Origin of the sequence: Pseudobutyrivibrio sp. JW11, from assembly GCF_900115355.1 — a bacterium.
GTDB classification, from domain to species: Bacteria; Bacillota; Clostridia; order Lachnospirales; family Lachnospiraceae; genus Pseudobutyrivibrio; species Pseudobutyrivibrio ruminis.
In genome coordinates this window covers 200,410-220,294 of sequence record NZ_FOWB01000003.1, presented here as the reverse complement: position 1 = coordinate 220,294, position 19,885 = coordinate 200,410, and the positions used below count along the sequence as shown (strand labels likewise).

Here is a 19,885-nt window from a genome sequence, read left to right as displayed (position 1 = left end):
CCTACATTCCACCTGGGCCGCCACCCTGGCCGCCGCCACCACTTGGAGCACCACCGCCCATGTCGCCGCCACCTTGGCCGCCGCCCATGTTAAGTAATGAGTTGTTTTCATCCTGTGACTCATCTGATGAATTAGTAGATGTACTTGATGCTGTTGCCTTTACCTGAAGTCCTTCTGATAATTCATCGCTGATAATCTGTACATAGTAATCACTTTCAAGACCAAGCGTTACCTCAATCTTTGTCTCATTTCCTTCATCATCAACAGCTGTTACATAGCTATTTCCATCTGCATCTGTCTCAACACAATCATATGGTACTGCGTATGCATCTGTTACTGATTCAAGGATAACTGAAGCCTTTGCTGTCATACCAACACGTAGTCTATCGTCTGTATCATCAAGTGTAATCTTTACTTCGTAGCTTGCAGATGTGCTGCCTGTGCTTGAAGATGAGCTTGATGTTGTAGAATCAGATGTAACTGCAACATATGAAACTGTACCTGTAAACTCATCATCGTCTGTAGCGTCAAACTTAACTACTGCTGAAAGTCCCTCGCTAAGAGATGCAATGTCATACTCATCAACTGTTGCTTCTACAACAAATGAATCTGTATTTGATATTGTAAATACGGTATTACCCTGTGTATAGTTATTTCCCTCTTCTACATTGATTGCTGTAATGTATCCAGAAAATGGAGCAACAACCTGTGTGCCTGACTGGCTTTCTGTTACTGAATCATACTCTTCTGACTTTGTATATGTATTGTCATACTCTTGATTCAACTGCTCTAACTCATACTGATACTGAAGCTCTTCAATTTCATCTTGAATTGTTTCAAGTTCTTCCTGCTTTGACTCATATCCTGAAATTGTAACTCCGTTACCATCATCAAGGGTCTTTGCTGCATTTGACTCTGTTGTCCAACGGCTAGCTACTGAAGAATCTGAATCGCCGTACTCAAGATAATCATTGTAGGCATCCACAAGGTTGTTATAAACATCAGCCCACTCATCTAAGTATTCCTGAATCTCAGCCATCTCTTCCTGCTTATCTTCAATCTGATCTAAATAATCCTGAAGAGTATGAGCATCCTCGATATCAGAGATGTTGTATTTTGCATTTAACTCAGCAAGCTTTGTGGCGTAGTCATCTGCATCAAACTCTACGATAACCGTTCCAGCTTCAACATAGTCACCTACTTCATAGTAAACTGCTGCAACCTCAGTACCTGTTGCAACTGTTGATGTTACAGACTGTGTCTGCCCTGCTGCAAGTGTACCAGTTACACTAATGGAAGACTGCAAATCCATTACTTCTACAGAAGTTGTAAGTGTCTGTGTTTCCTCAACTTCATGTGAGTTTGTCTTCATCAGATACTTTCTTCCAAATATAATTCCAACTACGATTAAAATAATAAGAATGATAAATAGTAATAAATGTTTTTTAATAAAACGCCCAAAGCGCTTTACAAAACTACCCAATTTAGAAAGGATAGAAAACTTTTGAGAATCCTTCGGCATTTTGTCCCTCCTGGTAAAATATGTTTTTGATTAACTTCACACACTTTACTAGGATTTTTCCCCCAAGTAAACGGATTCCACATACCTTTCAGAATAATTCAGATGGTCGTCACATGGGGTTCTCAGAATGTACAAATTCAATAAAAAAAACATCCTGTTACGTTATCAAGCCTACTGATTTCTCCGCTCGACAACACGTCTCGCTTGAGAAATAGTAGAGCTTGCTAACTACAGAATGTTTTTTATAATTCACACACCATGCTACTCATACCTTAGGGCATCTATAGGATTTAGCTTGGCCGCCTTGTTGGCTGGATAGTATCCAAAGAATATTCCGATAGCCATTGAGAAGGCTACGGCAACTATGATACTCTGTGCAGATACTGCAGCTTCATATCCCATCAGCTTAACAGCAACTGTACCAAGAACTACACCAAGTATAATTCCGATGATTCCACCGATTACGCAGATAACAACTGATTCGGTTATAAACTGCATTCGGATAGAACTATTTGTAGCACCAAGGGCTTTTCGTGTACCGATTTCCTTGGTTCGCTCTGTGATTGATACCAGCATGATATTCATAACACCTATACCACCAACTACAAGTGATATGCCGGCAATTACAGAAAGTGCCAGCTGAATCATACCTATCATGGAATTCATTGAATCCATCATAGATGTCATACTTACAACCATTACCTCGTAAGTGTCATTTCTAGAATAGTAATTTACATTAAAGAAATCACGTGTCTTTATAGCAAAATCGTCGTTGTTTGTATTTACTGATGTAACGATTGTGAAGTAGTAATCGCCTTTATTTTGATTGTGATTAGCTGTTCTAGCTGTCTCGTAAGGAATTACAAGCTCTGTTGTTGGATTGTCTGAAACACCAAATGAGAACTTATCCTCAACGTATTCGTAAACACCTACTATGTAGTAATTATAGTATGTGCCAGCTACATTAACCTCAACCTCCTGGCCAAGAGCTGCTTCGCTATCACCATCATAAATTCGCTCAACAAATTTGTCTGTTACAAGACAAACCTTCTTTGCATTTTCAAAGTCCTGGTTGAGGAATTGACGTCCTGCAACCATTTTGTAATCCTTAAATTCAAAGGTATCTTTGTTATATCCAACAATTTGGACATTGGCATTTTTATTGCCATCAACAACCTTACCCTTGTCACCAACATTTTCCATTTTCAGGATATACTGAACATCATCAGGGAATTCATCCTTATACGCCTGAATCATCTCATCAGTAATCAAATCGCTGTCAGTCATTTCTCTGACATATCCATCACCGTAACTTGTTCCATCTTCATTAGTTTGGTCTGTGGATTTTTGCATAACACCCATTTCAAGGTTGTTTGCTCCAAGGTCCTGCATAGTGCTGTTTACAATCAATGTGATGGAATTACCAACGGTCATAATTGCAATAACGGATGCAATACCAATGATGATACCAAGCATAGTCAGAAGGGAGCGCATTATATTAGCCTTAAGTCCTGCTAAGGCAACCAGTATGTTTTCTGTAAATAACATTACTCCACCTCCTTCTTTACGCCTGCGCGTTCATCAGAAGAAAGTCCCTTCCAATTGCCCTTTGACTCACCCAGGATTGTTCCATCCTTGATAGTGATAATTCTGTCAGTCTCCTGCGAAAGCTCAGGTGAGTGGGTAATGAGAAGAATTGTCTTTCCCTGCTCCTCGTGGAGCTTGTGGAAAATATCCATTATCATTCGTCCAGTAGCTGAATCCAGCGCACCAGTAGGCTCATCTGCAAGGATGATAGCTGGGTCGTTAGCCATAGCTCTTGCAATGGCTACACGCTGCTTCTGACCACCGGACAGCTCATCTGGGTTGTGGTGCATTCTATCTGTCATGCCAACTTCTTCAAGTAGCATCTTTGCTCTGTCTGTACGCTCACCACGTCCCATTCCTGCGTACATCATTGGGAGCTCAACGTTTTTAAGTGCGTTGGTTCTCGCAATAAGATTGTAGGTCTGAAATACAAAACCTATCTTTTTATTTCTAAGTGCAGACAATTCATGATCTTTTGCTTTTTCAATATCTACTCCATCAAGAGTGTACTCTCCAAGTGTAGGTCTATCTAAGGCACCGATTATGTTCATCAATGTAGATTTACCGGAACCTGACTGTCCTACAATGGAAACAAACTCTCCCTGATTGACGGTAAGATTAATTCCATGAAGAACCTCAAATTCATTTGGTGTACCGATGAAAAAGCTCTTATGAATATCACGAAGGTCTAGCATTAAATCTCCTGCTGCCATAACGACCTCCTATTCAAAAGTCATATAATCCATAATATCTGTACTAGGTGCATCGCTAACGATTGCCTCTACAGTCATGCCTTCTTTGATTCCATCACCAGAAATCTCTACATAATAATCGCTTTCAAGTCCCTTGTTAACTGGGATATCCTTCTTTGTTCCATCATCGGCGATAGATGTTACGAAGAAGCTTCCGTCGTCCTTCTGCTGAACACAGTCATAAGGTACTGCAAGTACATCTGAAACAGAATCAAGAACGATGCTTGCCTTTGCTGTCATACCAACACGGAATCTATCGTCTGTTCCATCCATCTTAATCTTTAATTTGTATGATGCAGCGCTTCCTGCAGCTGACGATGCTGTAGCTGCGCCATATGCTGATGAAGCAGCTGATGAACTTGTTGTTGCCTCAGATGCAATTGATACAAATGAAACTGTACCGGTGAATTCCTCATCCCCTGTAGCTTCAAACTTGACTGTAGCTGGTAAATCCTTCTGGATATTCGCTACATCATATTCATTAACTGTTGCCTCTACAATGAATCCGCTTGTATCAGCTATCGTAAATACGGTATTGCCCTGTGTATAGTTGTTACCCTCTTCAACGTTCATTGTAAGGATATATCCTGAAATAGGTGCCGCAACTTTTGTCTTATCCATGCTCTCGTAAAGATCATTTTTAGCATCTACCTGTGTGTAATTCTGAGCATAGTTCTGCTGCATCTGAGCAAGTTCAATCTTGTTCTGAGTTGTGCGGATTTGCTCCTTAAGAGCATCAACCTCATCCTCAACTGCCTCATATCCCTGAACTGAAACTGGCTCGCTTCTGCCGGCTGCCGCTGCTGATTCTCTGTTCCAACGCTCTACTACAGATGGGTCAGAATCCTTGTATTTCTCGTACTGATCAAAGGCATCCTTAAGATTTTCATAGATTGCCTTGTTATCATCAAGCCACTTCTGCTTTTCATCAATCTTCTTCTGAGTATCTTCGATGGATTTTTGCATATCCTCGATGCTCATGCTAGCTTCAGTGTTTGTAATATCGTTCTGAAGATTGAGCTCTGTAAGCTTACGCTCATAATCATCACCGTCAAACTCAACTACTGTCTGGCCCTTTTCAACGTAATCTCCTACCTCATAATTTACAGTAGAAACCTTTACGCCTGTAACCCCTGTGCCACCAAGTGTTGATGTAACAGTAAGTGTCTCATTTGCTGTAAGTGTTCCAGTAACACCAACAGACTTTTTCAAATCCATCTTTTCAACAGTAGATGTGACAGGTTCGTTTTGAGCATCAAGCATAGCCTGAGCCGCAACCTGAGCCTTGTGTCTTATAAACAACACTACGCCAATAATAACAACCAGAATAATGATTAGCTTCAAATGCTTTTTACAGAAGCCACCTATTTTCTTTATAACGCCCAATTTCATCCTCCTTTTGAACATATCCTGGGTAAGGTATGTTCGTATAACTTTTTCATATCTTGTTTAGTGTAATATAATCCACTGTAATGTAAATACTTTTAATTTTTATTTAAGAATCTTTTTAGATTTACACTGAAAGCTTATTGTCCATTAACCATGCTGATGCAACATAAAGAATTACTGAAACAACTGCATAATAAACAATCTGGATGATTACACGTGTTGTATTAAAATCCAATCCATCGTCGATAAACACGCCAAGTAACTTGCTAAGGCAAATTGAGATTGCGATGAAGATGCAGAAGCTGAGGAATCCATTGTATTTCTTGCCGTTTAATAATGTCGCGCAGATGATTACGGCAAAGAAACCTAAGCATACTGTGGAAATCCAATTTACAACTGATGCAGCACTAATCATGGCAAATCTATATGAATCAACGTAATAGCTTTCGCCTAAAAGGGCATTTATAAACTGGAATAACTCTTTAAACTCTCCGTAAGTAGCAGCCAAAATAGAAACATCAGCAATTGCAAGTGCCACAAAACATACACTTACTACTATAATAGAACTTGCATTTTCAATAAGCTTTGCGCCTAAAATCTTAAAGCTATTATTTGGTGTCATAAAAAGCATATAGCTTCGCTTTGTGTTCAAATCACGACTAAGTGTGTAAATACCAAATATACCAATAATAAACACTGAACACACAGCTATCATAGAAAGAAGGGTTACACCTATTGCTAAAAAGGTTTCCTTCTGCATGAAAACACCAATTAAAAACAACACCTCAAATATAGCTGTTATAACAAGGATTATTCCCTTCATTGACCATGATTTTCTGAATTCGTATTTAATTAAGTTTCCCATTATGCAATCCCCTCCATACATGTAATATTTGAAAATACCTGGCGATATTTATCAGCCAAAGATACGCCTTCTGCCATACGTAAACCTTCTACATCAAATACACCTACAAGCTGTGCCTGCTTAATAAAGATTGCTTTATCAACAACTGACTCCAGCTCTTCAACCAAGTGGCTTGAAATGAGAAGAATTTTATCATCTGATGCTGCATCAAGAATCATGTTCATAACCTCATCTCTTGCAAGCAAATCAATTCCATTTAATGGCTCATCTAGCATGTAGATTTTTGCATCTCTAGCCATAGTAACTGCAACCTTAAGCTTAGCCATCATACCTGATGAAAGTGATTTCACCTTTTGCTTCATATCCAAATCCATGCTAATAACCATATCTCTGTAGTTATCCATAGAGAAATCTGCAAAGAAATCCTTATAATATTTTCCAACATCCCCAACTGTCATCCAATCATAGAAATATGGCTCAGTAGACATATAGGCGATTTCCTTACGGCTTTCGATACCGATTGGAGTATCCTTGTAAAGCACCTCGCCAGATGTAGGCTTTATAAGGCCTGCTGCCATCTTCATCCAAGTAGTCTTACCGCTTCCATTAGGACCTAGCATTGCATAAATGTGTCCTGGTTCGAGGCTCATTGTTATGCCATCTACCGCGGTTTTGCCAACAAATTTTTTAGTAACATCAACACTTTTTAACATCACATTTCGTCCTTTCTACTTCTAATCATTTCTATTGCTTCTTCATTAGTAATTCCAAGCTCCATGATGCTTTTCAAGAATAGATTTAAAGCATCCTGCGCCATTTCCTGTCGACATGCTTTGATAATATTTACATCATCTGTCACAAACGTGCCCATGCCTCTTTTGGTGTAACATACACCCTCCCTTTCTAGCTCCTGGTAAACCCTAGCGGCCGTGTTTGGATTGATTGTATATTTAACAGCCAGCTCTCGGCTTGATGGAAGCTTTTCTCCGCATTTAATACGTTCGTTAACGATATCCATTTTGATAGAGTTAATTACTTGTAAGTAAATGGGTGTCTTTGAATCAAACTGCATATTCACACTCCTCCTGTGTCATGTACTACTGTACTATCTGAATAGTACACTAGGTTATTAGTGCTGTCAATAGTTTTTTTACACATTTTTATTTTTTGTTGTAAAATGTTTTCTAGGGCTTTGTTTACTGCCCCTACTTAATAATTTTTTAGGAGGTTTTTATGAAAGAAATTGATATTTTCCAGATTGGAAATTTTAAGATAGGACAGGCTGAAAATCAGGACGCTGGAACTGGTGTCACTGTTATCGTTGCCCCAGAAGGAGCACCATGCGGTCTCGATATTCGCGGCGGTGGCCCAGCCAGCCGTGAATCAGGATTGATGGATCCTCTTGCTGCTGCAGAGGTTATTCACTCTGTTGTTTTAGGCGGAGGCTCAGCCTTCGGTTTGGATGCAGCCGGTGGCGTTATGAAATGTTTAGCTGAAAAAGGAATTGGCTTCCCTGTTGGAGATGTTGTTGTACCACTTGTTTGCCAGTCAGATATCTTTGATCTAGGCTATAAAGCTTCTAACGTATATCCGGATAAAGAAATGGGATATGCAGCTTGCATTAAAGCTTTCGAAGGAGAACATGGCAACTTTGAAAATGGTAGTCATGGTGCAGGATGTGGCGCAACTGTCGGAAAAATGCTTGGTCCTGACAGATGCACAAAGTCAGGAATTGGCAGCTACGCTGTAGAACTTGATGAATTAAAAGTCGGAGCAATCGTCTGCACTAACGCTGTTGGCGATGTATATGATTATGTTGATGGAAAAAGAATAGCTGGTGTTTTAGCAGAAGACGGTAAATCACTTAATGATGTTTCCTGCGAAGAATTAATGTACACCATGGCTATGGCTGGAAAGCCTTCCGACTCTGCCGATAAAGCCCCTGCCGGCGCACCAACTAACACTACCATTGGTATCGTATTTACGAATGCAAAGCTCAACAAAACACAGCTCTGTAAAGTAGCCGGCATGACCCACGATGGCTACGCTCGATGCATACGCCCTATCCACACATCAATGGACGGCGACAGCATCTACGCCATGTCTTTAGGAAATGTAGAAGCGCCCCTTGATGTTGTAGGAACCCTCGCAAACCACGTAATGTGTGAAGCTATAAAAAGAAGTGTAAAATAAGTAAAAGGCTATTGCATTGTGCAATAGCCTTTTTGACTGTATATATCGAGTAGGTATCTAATCACGGAGAACAAATACCTACTCTTTTTTATTTACAATTCTCTAAAATTATCCTATACAAATCATTTATGTTTAATCCATCAACGCCAGTCTCAAAAGAATAAAGCAAGTTCTTGCCATACTCATACCCTAATTCTCTATATTTCGCAATTTTCTTCACTGCAGCTATAGCGTATTCTGGCTTGTCCATCATGCCAAAGTGCTCATAGAAATATGTCTGTCTGGTCTCTTGATTTAATAACACAAAGTCGGGATGCAGCCCCTTTCTGTTCAACTCACAAACAGGCTCATATACATATGGAATTCCTTCTTTTGCAAACTTATCTGCAATAATCTTCTCTGATTTAGATCTAACATGCTCCCCATTATCTGTGTAGTAGGATGTTTCAATTGGATATTTGTTTTGGAAAGAATCTGCTGCATCCTGTTCGTTGTATTGGGCTAGCCAACATTCTATATAAGTTTGATCATCTATATATTTGCTGTCAATCAGAGCCTTGCGCGCATCTGACAATTCATTATATAGCATCATCCCGTCTAGTTTAGGGAACTCTTGTATCGTCCCATTTAATGCTATCAATTGCTCATTCAATATCTTTAGCAACTGAAAATCAAAATCCTTTTGTGCTAATCTCCTAGCCACATCAATATCATCTCGTTTTATAAAAGTTCTCTCTACCTTAAATCTTCCTTGTCCAGGAATCATTTTACATTTGTAGAATTGAGTATATTTCCCCCGATTTTTCTTTATTTCAAGGAAATATCCATCATCCTTTGGATACCTCCTTTCTAGTGATTCTATTTCTCCCTTAATATTATCTATCTCTTGATTTATTGCATCTATGAAGCTTTTCAATAACTCTACCTCCTTAATCATAGCTCTCAAACCTACATTTACCACTAGCATTCCAGCTATTTTAACTTGCTAGTGGTATCTTTTCGTCACTTTACCTCTAGCAAATAGTATTTCTGTGACAGCTAGAGGTATTCTTTTGCACCTATACCACTAGCATGAAGCAATCACACTTACGCTAGTGGTATGTCTCTCATTTTTTACCACTAGCAGAATTCAGTTCTGATTATGCTAGTGGTAAACCAACAATTTCGTACCTCTAGCTCTCAGTATTCCATCTCCCGCTAGTGGTAATGTACATATTTTGTACCTCTAGCAAACAACATCTGACTACCCGCTAGTGGTAAAACCGGTCCTATCAGCCCCAATTAATGCTTTCCTAATCCGTACTACTCCAAAATTACTTAACTCACCACACTTCCTAATACCAAATCACAATAACACTCATTTTCCCCGCAATTGCCAATCTATTACATACACCAAAAACTAGCAATTGTATGACCTGTTTCGTGAAAATCGCTATCGAAATGATAGCAAATGAAAAAAAGAAAATCTCACATACAGAAGTATGTGAGATTACTGCGGGTGACAGGACTTGAACCTGCATGGTCTCCCACTAGAACCTAAATCTAGCGCGTCTGCCAATTCCGCCACACCCGCGTGAATCAAGGTCTTGACCAAGTCTACGACCTCGATGTCGGCTCATCGACTCCAATAATATATCACACTGCTACTCCCAATGCAACAAAAAATAGGCCTTTCAGAATACATCTGAAAGACCTACCAATTATCTAAATATTCAACCAGATTTTATCATTTCCAATGACCAAAGCACTACCTAAAGTTCTACCTGAAACAAACCCGGAGACTCCACCTAAAGTTCTACCTGAAACTCACCCCGATACTCCACCTAAAGCTCTATCCAAAAATCCATCCAAACACCGGTGATAACAGAATCATTATAACCGAATATGTAAATGAATTTACTGACATCAAAGTGGCTCTCTGGCCTGATGGAATCATGTCGTTCAGCACTACATCTGATCTGATTTCAATAAAGCTGTCTGCAAAAGAACCAATGCACGCTCCCACAATCATTACATATGGATTGCCAACTAATACTGAGGCAAAGGCAAGGACAACTCCCAAAAAGGAAATAAGACCAATAGTCCTATATCCTAGCTTGTTGAAAAATGTGACTACCTTTGAACCAAGGGCACCTGACAAGCCTATAATAAACAGTGCTGGACCAAGTAACACAGGTCTCAAGCCAACTTCAGGAAGCTTTGCTTGCATGAAGAATGCTATCAAAACCGCCACTGCCCCGATTGCAGCATTAAATAGAATTATCAGTCTCGCTTTGCGATTCTCCTTTAAAAACTTGATTGAGCCAATAGCAACTTCTTTGAATCTGCCAGCCACGTCCATTGATTCATGGCCTTCAGCATGAACCTCCGTCAACGATAATGCAAATACTAAAGCTACGCTTCCAATGATGATATCAACCAAATATGCTCTACGGTAACCCAGCATTAAATCCACTCCCGCAAGAAGTGTAGCTAATGAACTGAATATCTCATAGATAATCATATCTTTTGAAAAGAAGTCTTCGTAATTCTTTTCGACGCCAGCCTTTTTCATACTGTCGTATGCCAATGCCTCGCGAGTTCCTGACGCTAAGTTATAGCTCAATGCACTCACTCCCATAGCGAAAGCAATTGAGATGAAGGAATCAGTGAATATCATTATCATTGCAGATAACATAGACATTATCTGGGCAAGCACCATAGATTTCTTTCGTCCAAACACATCTGACACCGCGCCAGATGGTACTTCACATACCATGCTTACCACATGAAAAATACTTTCAAACCAGCCTATCTCCAGTGTTGAGAAACCGCGAGCTGCCAGCAGCGCAACCCAAGAAGCGCCTGCAATCATAAATGCGCCAAAGCTGTCTATAGCATAAATCTTTCTTAGCTGTGCTTTTATATTTATCTTTTTGCTTCTTGCACGAAGCTCATTATTTCCTTGAATTTCTAATTCTTTATTATAAATCTCCATAAAAAAATCTCCTTATCTATTTTTTAGAATAAGGAGATAGTGCGGCACGATGTTATAAGCAATTAATTTCTATCGCTTAAAAAAGGGCGCACTATCCCCGTAAACTGCAAAAATAGAACCTTTTGTAAGATGCATATTAATTGTTTTCCAAGTCATACTACGCCCTCCTTTCTTTAAAACTTTGATGTTAACAATGTGGATTTTACCATATCGTATTTTCGAAGTAAAGTAAAAAAACACCTCTTTATCAAATGTGTCCAAAACAGCGAACACATTAGTAAAGAGGTGTTTATAAATCATATTAAAGCTATGAGTGTCTGCTAGCTCCCTTTAATCGAGCCATAGCACGAGCCATATTAGCAGTAGAGATTTGGTATTCAACCATACTCTGTTTCTGCTGAAGCTGCTCCTGAGCACGCTCTAAAGCTTCCTGAGCTCTGTATGTATCAATATCTTCTGGACGCTCGCAAGAATATGCAATCATCTTTACTGAGCCGTCTTTGTAAACAGATACTAATCCATCAGATACAATGGCACTTCGCCATGTTCCATCGCCTGTTTTAAAGCGTATTTCACCGACAGAAACTACACCAGTCATCATCTCATGATGATTCATGATTGCAGACTCTCCATCAGGACTAGGAATAATAATTATTTCGCAGTCACCATCATAAAACACGCCATCACAAGCGATTATTTTAAGATTAAATAATGATGCCATATACTACTCCTTTACAAGATCTGCAGCCTTTTTCTTGACATCCTCAATTGTACCAACGTTAAAGAATGCTGCTTCTGGATAATCATCCATCTCACCATTAAGGATAGCCTTAAATCCGCGGATAGTATCCTTTACAGTTACGAACTGTCCCTTAACACCTGTAAAGTTCTCAGCAACTGAGAATGGCTGTGAAAGGAAACGCTGTACCTTTCTTGCACGATATACAGTAATCTTATCCTCGTCAGAAAGCTCTTCCATACCAAGGATAGCGATAATATCCTGTAATTCTTTGTACTTCTGGAGAATCTCCTGTACTCCACGTGCAACCTGATAATGCTCCTCACCAACTACGTCTGGCTCAAGGATACGTGATGTAGACTCAAGTGGATCTACAGCTGGGTAAATACCCATCTCAACAATCTTACGAGAAAGAACTGTTGTAGCATCCAAGTGTGAGAATGTTGTTGCTGGAGCTGGGTCAGTTAAGTCATCAGCAGGAACGTATACAGCCTGAACTGATGTGATAGAACCGTTCTTTGTAGAAGCGATTCTCTCCTGAAGCTCACCTAAGTCGTTTGCAAGTGTTGGCTGGTAACCAACGGCTGATGGCATACGACCAAGAAGAGCTGAAACCTCTGAACCTGCCTGTACGAAACGGAAAATGTTATCAATGAATAAAAGCACATCCTGATTTTTAACATCACGGAAATACTCAGCCATTGTAAGTCCTGTTTCAGCAACACGCATACGTGCTCCAGGTGGCTCGTTCATCTGACCAAACACTAAGGCTGTTTTATCAAGAACTCCTGACTCAGCCATTTCTGTCCAAAGGTCATTACCTTCACGAGAACGCTCTCCTACACCAGTAAAGATTGAGTAACCGCCGCTCTCTGTAGCGATATTATGGATAAGCTCCTGGATAAGTACTGTCTTACCTACACCGGCACCACCGAAAAGTCCGACCTTACCACCCTTAGCATAAGGAGCAAGTAAGTCGATAACCTTGATACCTGTCTCAAGCATTTCAACAACTGGGCTCTGATCCTCGAATGTAGGTGGCTCTCTATGGATGCACCAATGCTCTCCATTATCAAGCTTCTCACCATTATCAAGTGTGTCACCTAATACATTGAAAAGTCTACCAAGTGTCTGCTCACCAACTGGTACAGAAATACCAGTACCTGTAGCAGTTACTTCCATATCTCTACATAGTCCCTCAGAAGGAGCAAGCATGATACATCTAACCACGCCTAAACCGATGTGCTGAGAGACCTCCATTACTCTTTTCTCATCCCCTACCATAACGTATAGGGCATCTCTAATGGCAGGTAGGTCATTATCTTTAAATTCTACATCGACAACAGGTCCTGAAACCTGGACGATTTTTCCTTTTAACTCTGACATGTTTAACCTCTCTTACCTTTTAGCTTTTTTCTTTTTAAGCGCCTTCGCACCACCGATTACCTCAGTAATTTCCTGTGTAATCTGTGCCTGACGCACTCTATTGTATTCGATAGATAACTCTCGAAGAATCGCTTCCGCATTATCAGTAGCTGACTGCATAGCCATCATTCTCGCATTCTCTTCACTGGCTGAACACTCAACCAAAGCTCCATAGATGAAAGCTGTAAAGTGGTTGTGTACCAAATGTTCCAAAACCGATGAAAGAGATGGATAGAATGGATACCATGAATCTCCGCCTTCTTTGAAAGCTTCAAGCTCGTAGTTATTGATTGAGTGAACGTGTTTTGTTCCTTCCTTCATCTCAGTAGCTACTTTACTTGTTCCCTCTGTATCAGATTCGATTTCCTGAACCTGCTCCTTAATAAACTTGTGTGTTTTTAAAGGAAGCAAACGTTCTACGCAAGTCTCTTCTGTAACAGAATTGAGCATCTTTGTGTAAATAATATCGATTCTATCAAGCTCTTCTCTGTTGTATAAATCGATAAGATACTCGGAAATGACACGCGCTCTATGCATTGAAGGATTGTTTGCAGAATATCTGAAATTCTCGTCTACATTATATCCATTGTTAATAAAAAACGCTCTACCAGTCTCACCTACAACGAATAGCTTGTATTCGTCCTTAGATAAGCCTCCGATTCGCTGAAGTGCAAACTTGATGGCGTTGTGGTTGTATGCACCAGCCATACCCTTGTCACCTGTAAATACTACGAATCCACGCTTTTTAATGGTCTCCTGATCATCCTCAACACGGTTATCAAAATAGATGTGTCGGATGTTAGGCATTCTAACAAGATTTTCTGCAATACCTTTCTGGGTTCCTTCAAAGAATGGCAATGTCTCTTCAAGCTTTGACTTTGCCTTACGCAATTTCATTGAAGACATCATGTACATGGCTCTTGTAATCTTCATTGTATCCTGAATACTATTTATTCTATTTAGGATTTCCTTTGTACTTGCCATGGTTTACTCCTGATTCTTTTTGAACTCCTCTGCTGCGTCAACAATAGAAGCCTTAATATCCTCTGACAAATCCCTTGTTGACTCAAGCTGGCTGATAATAGCGCTATGCTCTGTTGCAAAGAACTCAAGCATATCTGCTCTAAACTTCTTAAGCTTTGAAAGCTCAACATCACTAAAGATATGAGCGTTTGCAGCTACAAGAATGATAACCTGCTCTGCCATTGAGAATGGTCTGTTAAGAGGCTGCTTCAATAATTCCATAAGGGCACGACCATGAGCCAACTGCTTCTTTGTTGCATCATCAAGATCTGATGAGAACTGTGTGAAGACTTCCATCTCACGGTACTGAGCCAAATCGATACGAATTGAACCAGCGGCTTTCTTCATAGCCTTTGTCTGGGCAGCACCACCAACACGGGATACTGAAAGACCTACGTTTACGGCTGGTCTCTGACCTGCGTTGAAAAGCTCTGACTCAAGGAATATCTGACCATCAGTAATAGAAATTACGTTTGTAGGAATGTAAGCTGAAAGGTCACCAGCCTGAGTCTCAATAATTGGAAGAGCTGTAATTGAACCGCCACCTGCTTCTGGTGTGATTCTTGCAGAACGCTCCAATAATCTTGAATGTAAGTAGAAAACATCACCAGGATATGCTTCACGTCCAGGTGAACGCTCTAACAACAATGAGATTGCACGGTATGCAACCGCATGCTTTGATAAATCATCATAAACGATAAGTACGTCCTTGCCTGAATACATAAAGTACTCTGCAAGTGCTGTACCAGAATATGGTGCAATATACTGAAGTGGTGCTGGATCAGATGCTGTTGCACTGACGATAATTGTGTAATCCATTGCACCGTTTTCTTTTAATGTGTTAACAAGCTTTGCAATTGTAGATGCCTTCTGACCGATAGCTACGTATACGCAGATAACATCCTTGCCCTTCTGGTTGATGATTGTATCAGTAGCGATAGATGTCTTACCTGTCTGTCTATCACCAATGATAAGCTCACGCTGTCCTCTACCAATTGGGAACATTGAATCGATTGAAAGAAGACCTGTCTCCATTGGCTGGCTAACAGACTGTCTATCTACGATACTTGGAGCTGGACACTCAACTGGTCTAAATCCATCTGCCTGGATTTCTCCATTTCCATCAAGTGGAGAACCAAGGGCATCAACAATACGTCCAAGGAAGCCGTTACCTACTGGAAGACCTGCCATCTTGCCTGTACGTACTACCTTTGAACCTTCTTTGATTTCTGTATCACGGCCGAAAAGGATAACACCTACTTCATCGCGGCGAACATCCTGAACCATACCTCTAACGCCGCAATCGAAAATAACGATTTCACCGTAGAATGCATGATCAATACCGTCTACATTTGCGATTCCATCACCTACCCAGTTAACGATACCGACTTCCTTCTGCTCTGCTTCAAGCTTGAAGTCTTCTACGTTTGTTCTGAGGATTGAAAGAATGCTCTCATCAACAGCTGAAACACCAACTGCCTTATTAATCTTTGTAGCGAACTGCTCGATACGGCCCTGCTCGCTCCAGTCATATTCTTTTGTACCCACTGAAAGAATGAAACCACTCTTTAGTGTATCGTCCTGTACTAATTCAAGCTGGATGTCTCCATTACCAGTTTCCTTAGCAAGGAACTTCTTGATACCTGCAAGCTGCTCATCAGAAGGTGCTGTAACATAGCGAAGCTTCGCTCTGTCAACCTTTTCAGTCTTAGTCTGAAGAGATTCCTTGTATGCAGCTCTAATATCATTAAATAAATCAAAATCTCCGTTATCACATAGCAATTTGAAGAAATTGCGGATTTCGTGAGGGAAGATGCTATCAATAACAACATGCTTCTTAGCGATTGCTACTGTAGGATCTGATAATTCCTCTCCAATTGCAGGTACAGCCTCTAGTATAGAAGCGGCAGACTGCAAATGTGCTTCTGCATTATCTATGCTATGTAGGTCACGGGCATAGTTTAAAGATTTCTCTGTCACTTTTATTCACCTGCTTTACCTAAAAATTCATCAAACAGTTTGCTATCGATATCAGCTCCTGTTTTGCTACCAACAACTTTTGTAGTTGCATCAACTACTATATCTGCAATTTCTTTCTTTGCACTTGCGATGATCTGGCTCTTCTCGTGATTAGCTTCTGCAACTGCTGCATCATGAATGCTCTTTGCATCAGTCTTAGCATCTTCTAATATCTTCTGATACTGACCATCAGCGCTCTTTCTTGCTTCAGCAATAATCTGTTTCTTCTCTGTCTCAGCCTCTGCAACCTTCTGCTCGTACTGTGCAGCAAGTTCATTAGCCTCGTTTTCCTTTGCTGTAGCCTTTGCATAAACCTCATCTGCCTCTTCCTGACGCTTAGCAATAATTTTGCCAATTGGCTTAAAGAAGAAGATTCTGAAAGCTACAACCAGGATAAGAAGATTGACTACTGTCCAAAGAATACTCCAAAATTGAATGTTAATCATATCTATTACCTATCCTTTATTATTAATAGAACTTGTTATTACAATACGAACATTATCATAAGAGCGATAACGAAACCGTAAATAGCTGTTGCCTCTGCAAGGGCACAACCTAAGATAAGGTTCTTCTGAATCTTGCTCTCTGCTTCTGGCTGACGTGCAATACCTTCGCAAGCCTTACCTGTTGCGATACCGATACCAATACCAGCACCAAGACCTGTTACTACTGCAATACCTGCTCCAACTGCGATTAAAGTGTTCATAAAATTTTTCCTCCTAAAGTTCGCCGACATTCACTCTGTGTAAGCTTGTTACGATTACAAGCCTTATAGATTCTCCGCTCGACTACATGTCTCGCTTGAGAATCATAAGAGCTTGATATCTACAAGCTCATTATCTTTTTTGAGTCGGCTCTTCTACTTGATTAAAAATACCATAAAAATTTTCTTTTCGATTCTTTATTCAATAGCTTCCTTTAAATATAAAGAAGTTAAGAATACGAATACATATGCCTGAAGTAATCCATCGAACAAATCAAAGTATAATGAGAATACAGCAGGGATAACTGGTGGAACGACGATTTTAAGAAGTTCCATGATAACAAAAGCACCAAGTACATTACCAAAAAGTCGCATACATAACGACAATGGTCTTGTGAATACATCAAGAATGTTAAATGGTGTTACTATAGCAACCGGCTCAACAAATGAATGTAACCATTTCTTTACGCCTTTGTGATAAATACCTGCAGCTTCTACCAAAATAATACTCATAAGAGCAAGTGCTGCTGTAACATTTACATCCTTAGTAGGTGACTTGAAACCAAACAAACCAATGATGTTAGATAAACCAATGTACAAAAGTACTGTGACAAGGTAACCGGTATATGCCTTTCCCTCTTCACCTAAGGTTGCACCAACAATGGCATTTAGTTTCTCGTAAATAAGCTCGGCAAATGCCTGCTTTTTACTGATGTTTTGTGTCTTTAGTCCCGTAGTCAAGAATATGGCTATGAGAATAAGCACGGCCATTACGATCCAGGTAACTACGACTGATTCATAAATCGGAATATCAAATCCTCCGATATGGAGCCTGAATACCTCTTCGCAATTTAGCTCTTCTACAAGCTTTTCTGCTAAAGTCAAGAAAACACCTCCTATTCATTTTTTCTCATGCCACCCATTTTATACCTTTCGCACAAAAATATAAGATACAAATTGAGCAATGTGTATAAAGAAAATGTTTGACACGCAATTTACCGGATATTTACTCCGTATGTTTTCACCATACACCTAAAAAAAGTGTCCAGTCAATGCTGGACACTTTTATTTAACACTTTTTTCAAGACTTTTTAGCAATTAGCAATATACCTTTTTGCCCTTGACAAATTTATCCTTAATAATGGCATCGGCATCGTTGTAACACATTCTCTCAATACGCTCTCTGATGGACATATCTCTCATTGAATACATCTTGCTATCATCGATAACAACTGCATCGAATTCGTATCCATCCTTGAATGTACCAACCTTGCCAAAGTACTCTCCGCCACCTGCTGTAGCAAGATAGAAAACCTCTTCAAAAGAAAGTGGCTTAACATCTGTATCAACCAGGCGATAGTACATTTTAGATGCCTGCAATGTAATAAGCATTGTCTTAAGCATATTCATAGATGAACCGGCAGCCACGTCTGTACCAAGACCGACCTTGATACCAGCATCCATAAATTTTCGGATTGGAGCGATACCGCTTGTAAGGTTCATATTGGAATCGGCACAATGAGCAATGTAAGCACCATGCTTTTTAAGAATGCTCATTTCCTCCTCGCCTGAGTATACGCAGTGAGCCATGATGGTAGGTAATTCTGCCGAACCCATAGTATCGAATAGCTCGTATGCATTTGCATAGGAAGTTGATTCAGGAACCAATTCCTTTACCCAAGCGACCTCCGACTGATTTTCAGAAAGATGAGACTGGATTCTCAAATCTCTTTCAGCAGAAAGCTTTCCCAAGCCTCTCATTAAATCATCTGAACATGATGGGATGAATCGAGGTGTCAGGATAGGCTTTGTGTTCTTATAGCGACCCTCGATGGCCTGAAGCCAATCTAAAGTTGCCTGGAGGGATGCTTCGGCGCTTTCCTCCTGAAGACCTTCGCCACCGTTTCTATCCATATTTACCTTACCAACGTATGTGATCACACCAGTATCCTCTAGCTGATCCATGAGGTTGATAGTTGCTTCATTATGCATTGTTCCAAAAACAACTGCACGAGTTGTAAAGCAACGTCTTAAATCCTCTGCAAAATACCCATATGCCTTTTTTGCATATTCCATATCAGAGTATTTGGCTTCCTCTGGGAATGTGTAAGTGGTAAGCCACTCCAGAAGCTCTTCATCCATACCAATTCCTCGGAATGTGTACTGAGGTGCATGAACATGCAAATCAGTCATGCCCGGAATGATTAAACGCTCGCCGTAATCATACAGCTGCAATCCCCTGTACTGCTCAGGGAGCTCTGTGAAGGCACCTTTACAAATGCCATCCACACAAACAAGATAACCTCTATAATATGTAGTTATTCTCTTTTCTGATTCCGAGAAAGCAATGCCTCCTCGTAGTACAAAACTTTCGTTCATATAAATACCTAACAGGAAGATGCAGCCTAGCCCTGTAAACCTCTAGCCTGTCTATCCATATCCTCAACTACGATATCGTAAATCTCGCCAAGTGTTCTGCAGTACTCAAGAACCTTCCATGGCTCGTTTGTATGATAGTGAATCTTGATAAGCTCCTCATCACCTACTGCAAGTAAGCTGTCGCCAACAAAATTCTCTGTGATGTAATCGTTGATTGCATCCTCATCAAGGTCCTCACCCTCGATAAGAAGCTGTGTGTCATATCTAAATTCAATTGTCTGTTCTGGTAACATATTTATTTCCTCCAATATT

The 19,885-nt window shown here is 40.2% G+C and carries 19 protein-coding genes and 1 tRNA gene; 1 reads left to right on the top strand and 19 read right to left on the bottom strand.

What is annotated here, in order from left to right; all coding sequences use genetic code 11:
* Position 1: 1 nt before the first annotated feature.
* The 7 genes from BM102_RS14165 to BM102_RS04885 form a co-directional block, all read right to left on the bottom strand.
* The gene (locus BM102_RS14165) at positions 2–1,522 is read right to left on the bottom strand and encodes an efflux RND transporter periplasmic adaptor subunit (RefSeq protein WP_143085459.1); all 1,521 of its coding nucleotides are present in this window, start codon (positions 1,520–1,522) and stop codon (positions 2–4) included.
* Between the two features lie 261 nt (positions 1,523–1,783).
* Complete coding sequence (locus tag BM102_RS04910) at positions 1,784–3,070, bottom strand: ABC transporter permease (protein ID WP_090479471.1); 1,287 nt, start codon at positions 3,068–3,070, stop codon at positions 1,784–1,786.
* Positions 3,070–3,822 (bottom strand): ABC transporter ATP-binding protein, encoded by a 753-nt coding sequence (locus BM102_RS04905; RefSeq protein WP_033153562.1) that lies wholly within the window; start codon positions 3,820–3,822, stop codon positions 3,070–3,072. Before BM102_RS04905 ends, BM102_RS04910 begins: the two co-directional genes overlap by 1 nt.
* 9 nt (positions 3,823–3,831) lie before the next feature.
* Positions 3,832–5,247, bottom strand: coding sequence for an efflux RND transporter periplasmic adaptor subunit (locus BM102_RS04900; RefSeq protein ID WP_177194904.1), 1,416 nt, complete (start codon positions 5,245–5,247; stop codon positions 3,832–3,834).
* A 127-nt stretch (positions 5,248–5,374) separates the two neighbouring features.
* Positions 5,375–6,115 (bottom strand): hypothetical protein, encoded by a 741-nt coding sequence (locus BM102_RS04895; RefSeq protein WP_090479465.1) that lies wholly within the window; start codon positions 6,113–6,115, stop codon positions 5,375–5,377.
* Positions 6,115–6,828 (bottom strand): ABC transporter ATP-binding protein, encoded by a 714-nt coding sequence (locus BM102_RS04890; protein WP_090479462.1) that lies wholly within the window; start codon positions 6,826–6,828, stop codon positions 6,115–6,117. The genes BM102_RS04895 and BM102_RS04890 overlap by 1 nt, the downstream gene beginning before the upstream one ends.
* Positions 6,828–7,187, bottom strand: a complete 360-nt coding sequence (locus tag BM102_RS04885; protein WP_074788734.1) for a GntR family transcriptional regulator — start codon at positions 7,185–7,187, stop codon at positions 6,828–6,830. Before BM102_RS04885 ends, BM102_RS04890 begins: the two co-directional genes overlap by 1 nt.
* Positions 7,188–7,348: 161 nt before the next feature.
* Between BM102_RS04885 and BM102_RS04880 the strand changes: the two genes are divergently transcribed.
* The gene (locus BM102_RS04880) at positions 7,349–8,308 is read left to right on the top strand and encodes a P1 family peptidase (RefSeq protein WP_090479459.1); all 960 of its coding nucleotides are present in this window, start codon (positions 7,349–7,351) and stop codon (positions 8,306–8,308) included.
* Between the two features lie 88 nt (positions 8,309–8,396).
* Here the strand turns inward: BM102_RS04880 and BM102_RS04875 are convergent, their stop codons facing one another.
* The 12 genes from BM102_RS04875 to BM102_RS04810 all read right to left on the bottom strand — a co-directional run bounded on the left by BM102_RS04875 (position 8,397) and on the right by BM102_RS04810 (position 19,866).
* Positions 8,397–9,245: a hypothetical protein gene (locus tag BM102_RS04875; RefSeq protein WP_143085458.1), complete on the bottom strand. Its 849-nt coding sequence runs from the start codon at positions 9,243–9,245 to the stop codon at positions 8,397–8,399.
* A gap of 556 nt (positions 9,246–9,801) precedes the next feature.
* A tRNA-Leu gene (locus tag BM102_RS04865) sits at positions 9,802–9,881 on the bottom strand.
* A gap of 258 nt (positions 9,882–10,139) precedes the next feature.
* Positions 10,140–11,285, bottom strand: coding sequence for an MFS transporter (locus BM102_RS04860; RefSeq protein WP_090479449.1), 1,146 nt, complete (start codon positions 11,283–11,285; stop codon positions 10,140–10,142).
* 307 nt (positions 11,286–11,592) lie between these two features.
* Complete coding sequence (gene atpC / locus BM102_RS04850; protein WP_044937271.1) at positions 11,593–12,006, bottom strand: ATP synthase F1 subunit epsilon; 414 nt, start codon at positions 12,004–12,006, stop codon at positions 11,593–11,595.
* A 3-nt stretch (positions 12,007–12,009) separates the two neighbouring features.
* The gene (atpD, locus tag BM102_RS04845) at positions 12,010–13,410 is read right to left on the bottom strand and encodes a F0F1 ATP synthase subunit beta (RefSeq protein ID WP_044937268.1); all 1,401 of its coding nucleotides are present in this window, start codon (positions 13,408–13,410) and stop codon (positions 12,010–12,012) included.
* Positions 13,411–13,422: 12 nt separating this feature from the next.
* Complete coding sequence (atpG, locus tag BM102_RS04840) at positions 13,423–14,433, bottom strand: ATP synthase F1 subunit gamma (RefSeq protein ID WP_044937265.1); 1,011 nt, start codon at positions 14,431–14,433, stop codon at positions 13,423–13,425.
* A 3-nt stretch (positions 14,434–14,436) separates the two neighbouring features.
* Positions 14,437–16,452, bottom strand: coding sequence for a F0F1 ATP synthase subunit alpha (gene atpA, locus BM102_RS04835; protein WP_090479444.1), 2,016 nt, complete (start codon positions 16,450–16,452; stop codon positions 14,437–14,439).
* 2 nt (positions 16,453–16,454) lie between these two features.
* Positions 16,455–16,937: a F0F1 ATP synthase subunit B gene (atpF, locus tag BM102_RS04830; RefSeq protein ID WP_090394462.1), complete on the bottom strand. Its 483-nt coding sequence runs from the start codon at positions 16,935–16,937 to the stop codon at positions 16,455–16,457.
* Positions 16,938–16,975: 38 nt separating this feature from the next.
* A complete protein-coding gene (atpE, locus tag BM102_RS04825; protein WP_015548814.1) occupies positions 16,976–17,197 on the bottom strand; it encodes an ATP synthase F0 subunit C in 222 nt (73 codons plus the stop codon).
* A gap of 195 nt (positions 17,198–17,392) precedes the next feature.
* Positions 17,393–18,079 (bottom strand): F0F1 ATP synthase subunit A, encoded by a 687-nt coding sequence (locus BM102_RS04820; protein WP_044937255.1) that lies wholly within the window; start codon positions 18,077–18,079, stop codon positions 17,393–17,395.
* Positions 18,080–18,292: 213 nt separating this feature from the next.
* Positions 18,293–19,573 (bottom strand): amidohydrolase family protein, encoded by a 1,281-nt coding sequence (locus BM102_RS04815; protein WP_044937253.1) that lies wholly within the window; start codon positions 19,571–19,573, stop codon positions 18,293–18,295.
* Between the two features lie 26 nt (positions 19,574–19,599).
* Complete coding sequence (locus BM102_RS04810; protein WP_044937250.1) at positions 19,600–19,866, bottom strand: dihydroxyacetone kinase; 267 nt, start codon at positions 19,864–19,866, stop codon at positions 19,600–19,602.
* Positions 19,867–19,885 lie beyond the last annotated feature (19 nt).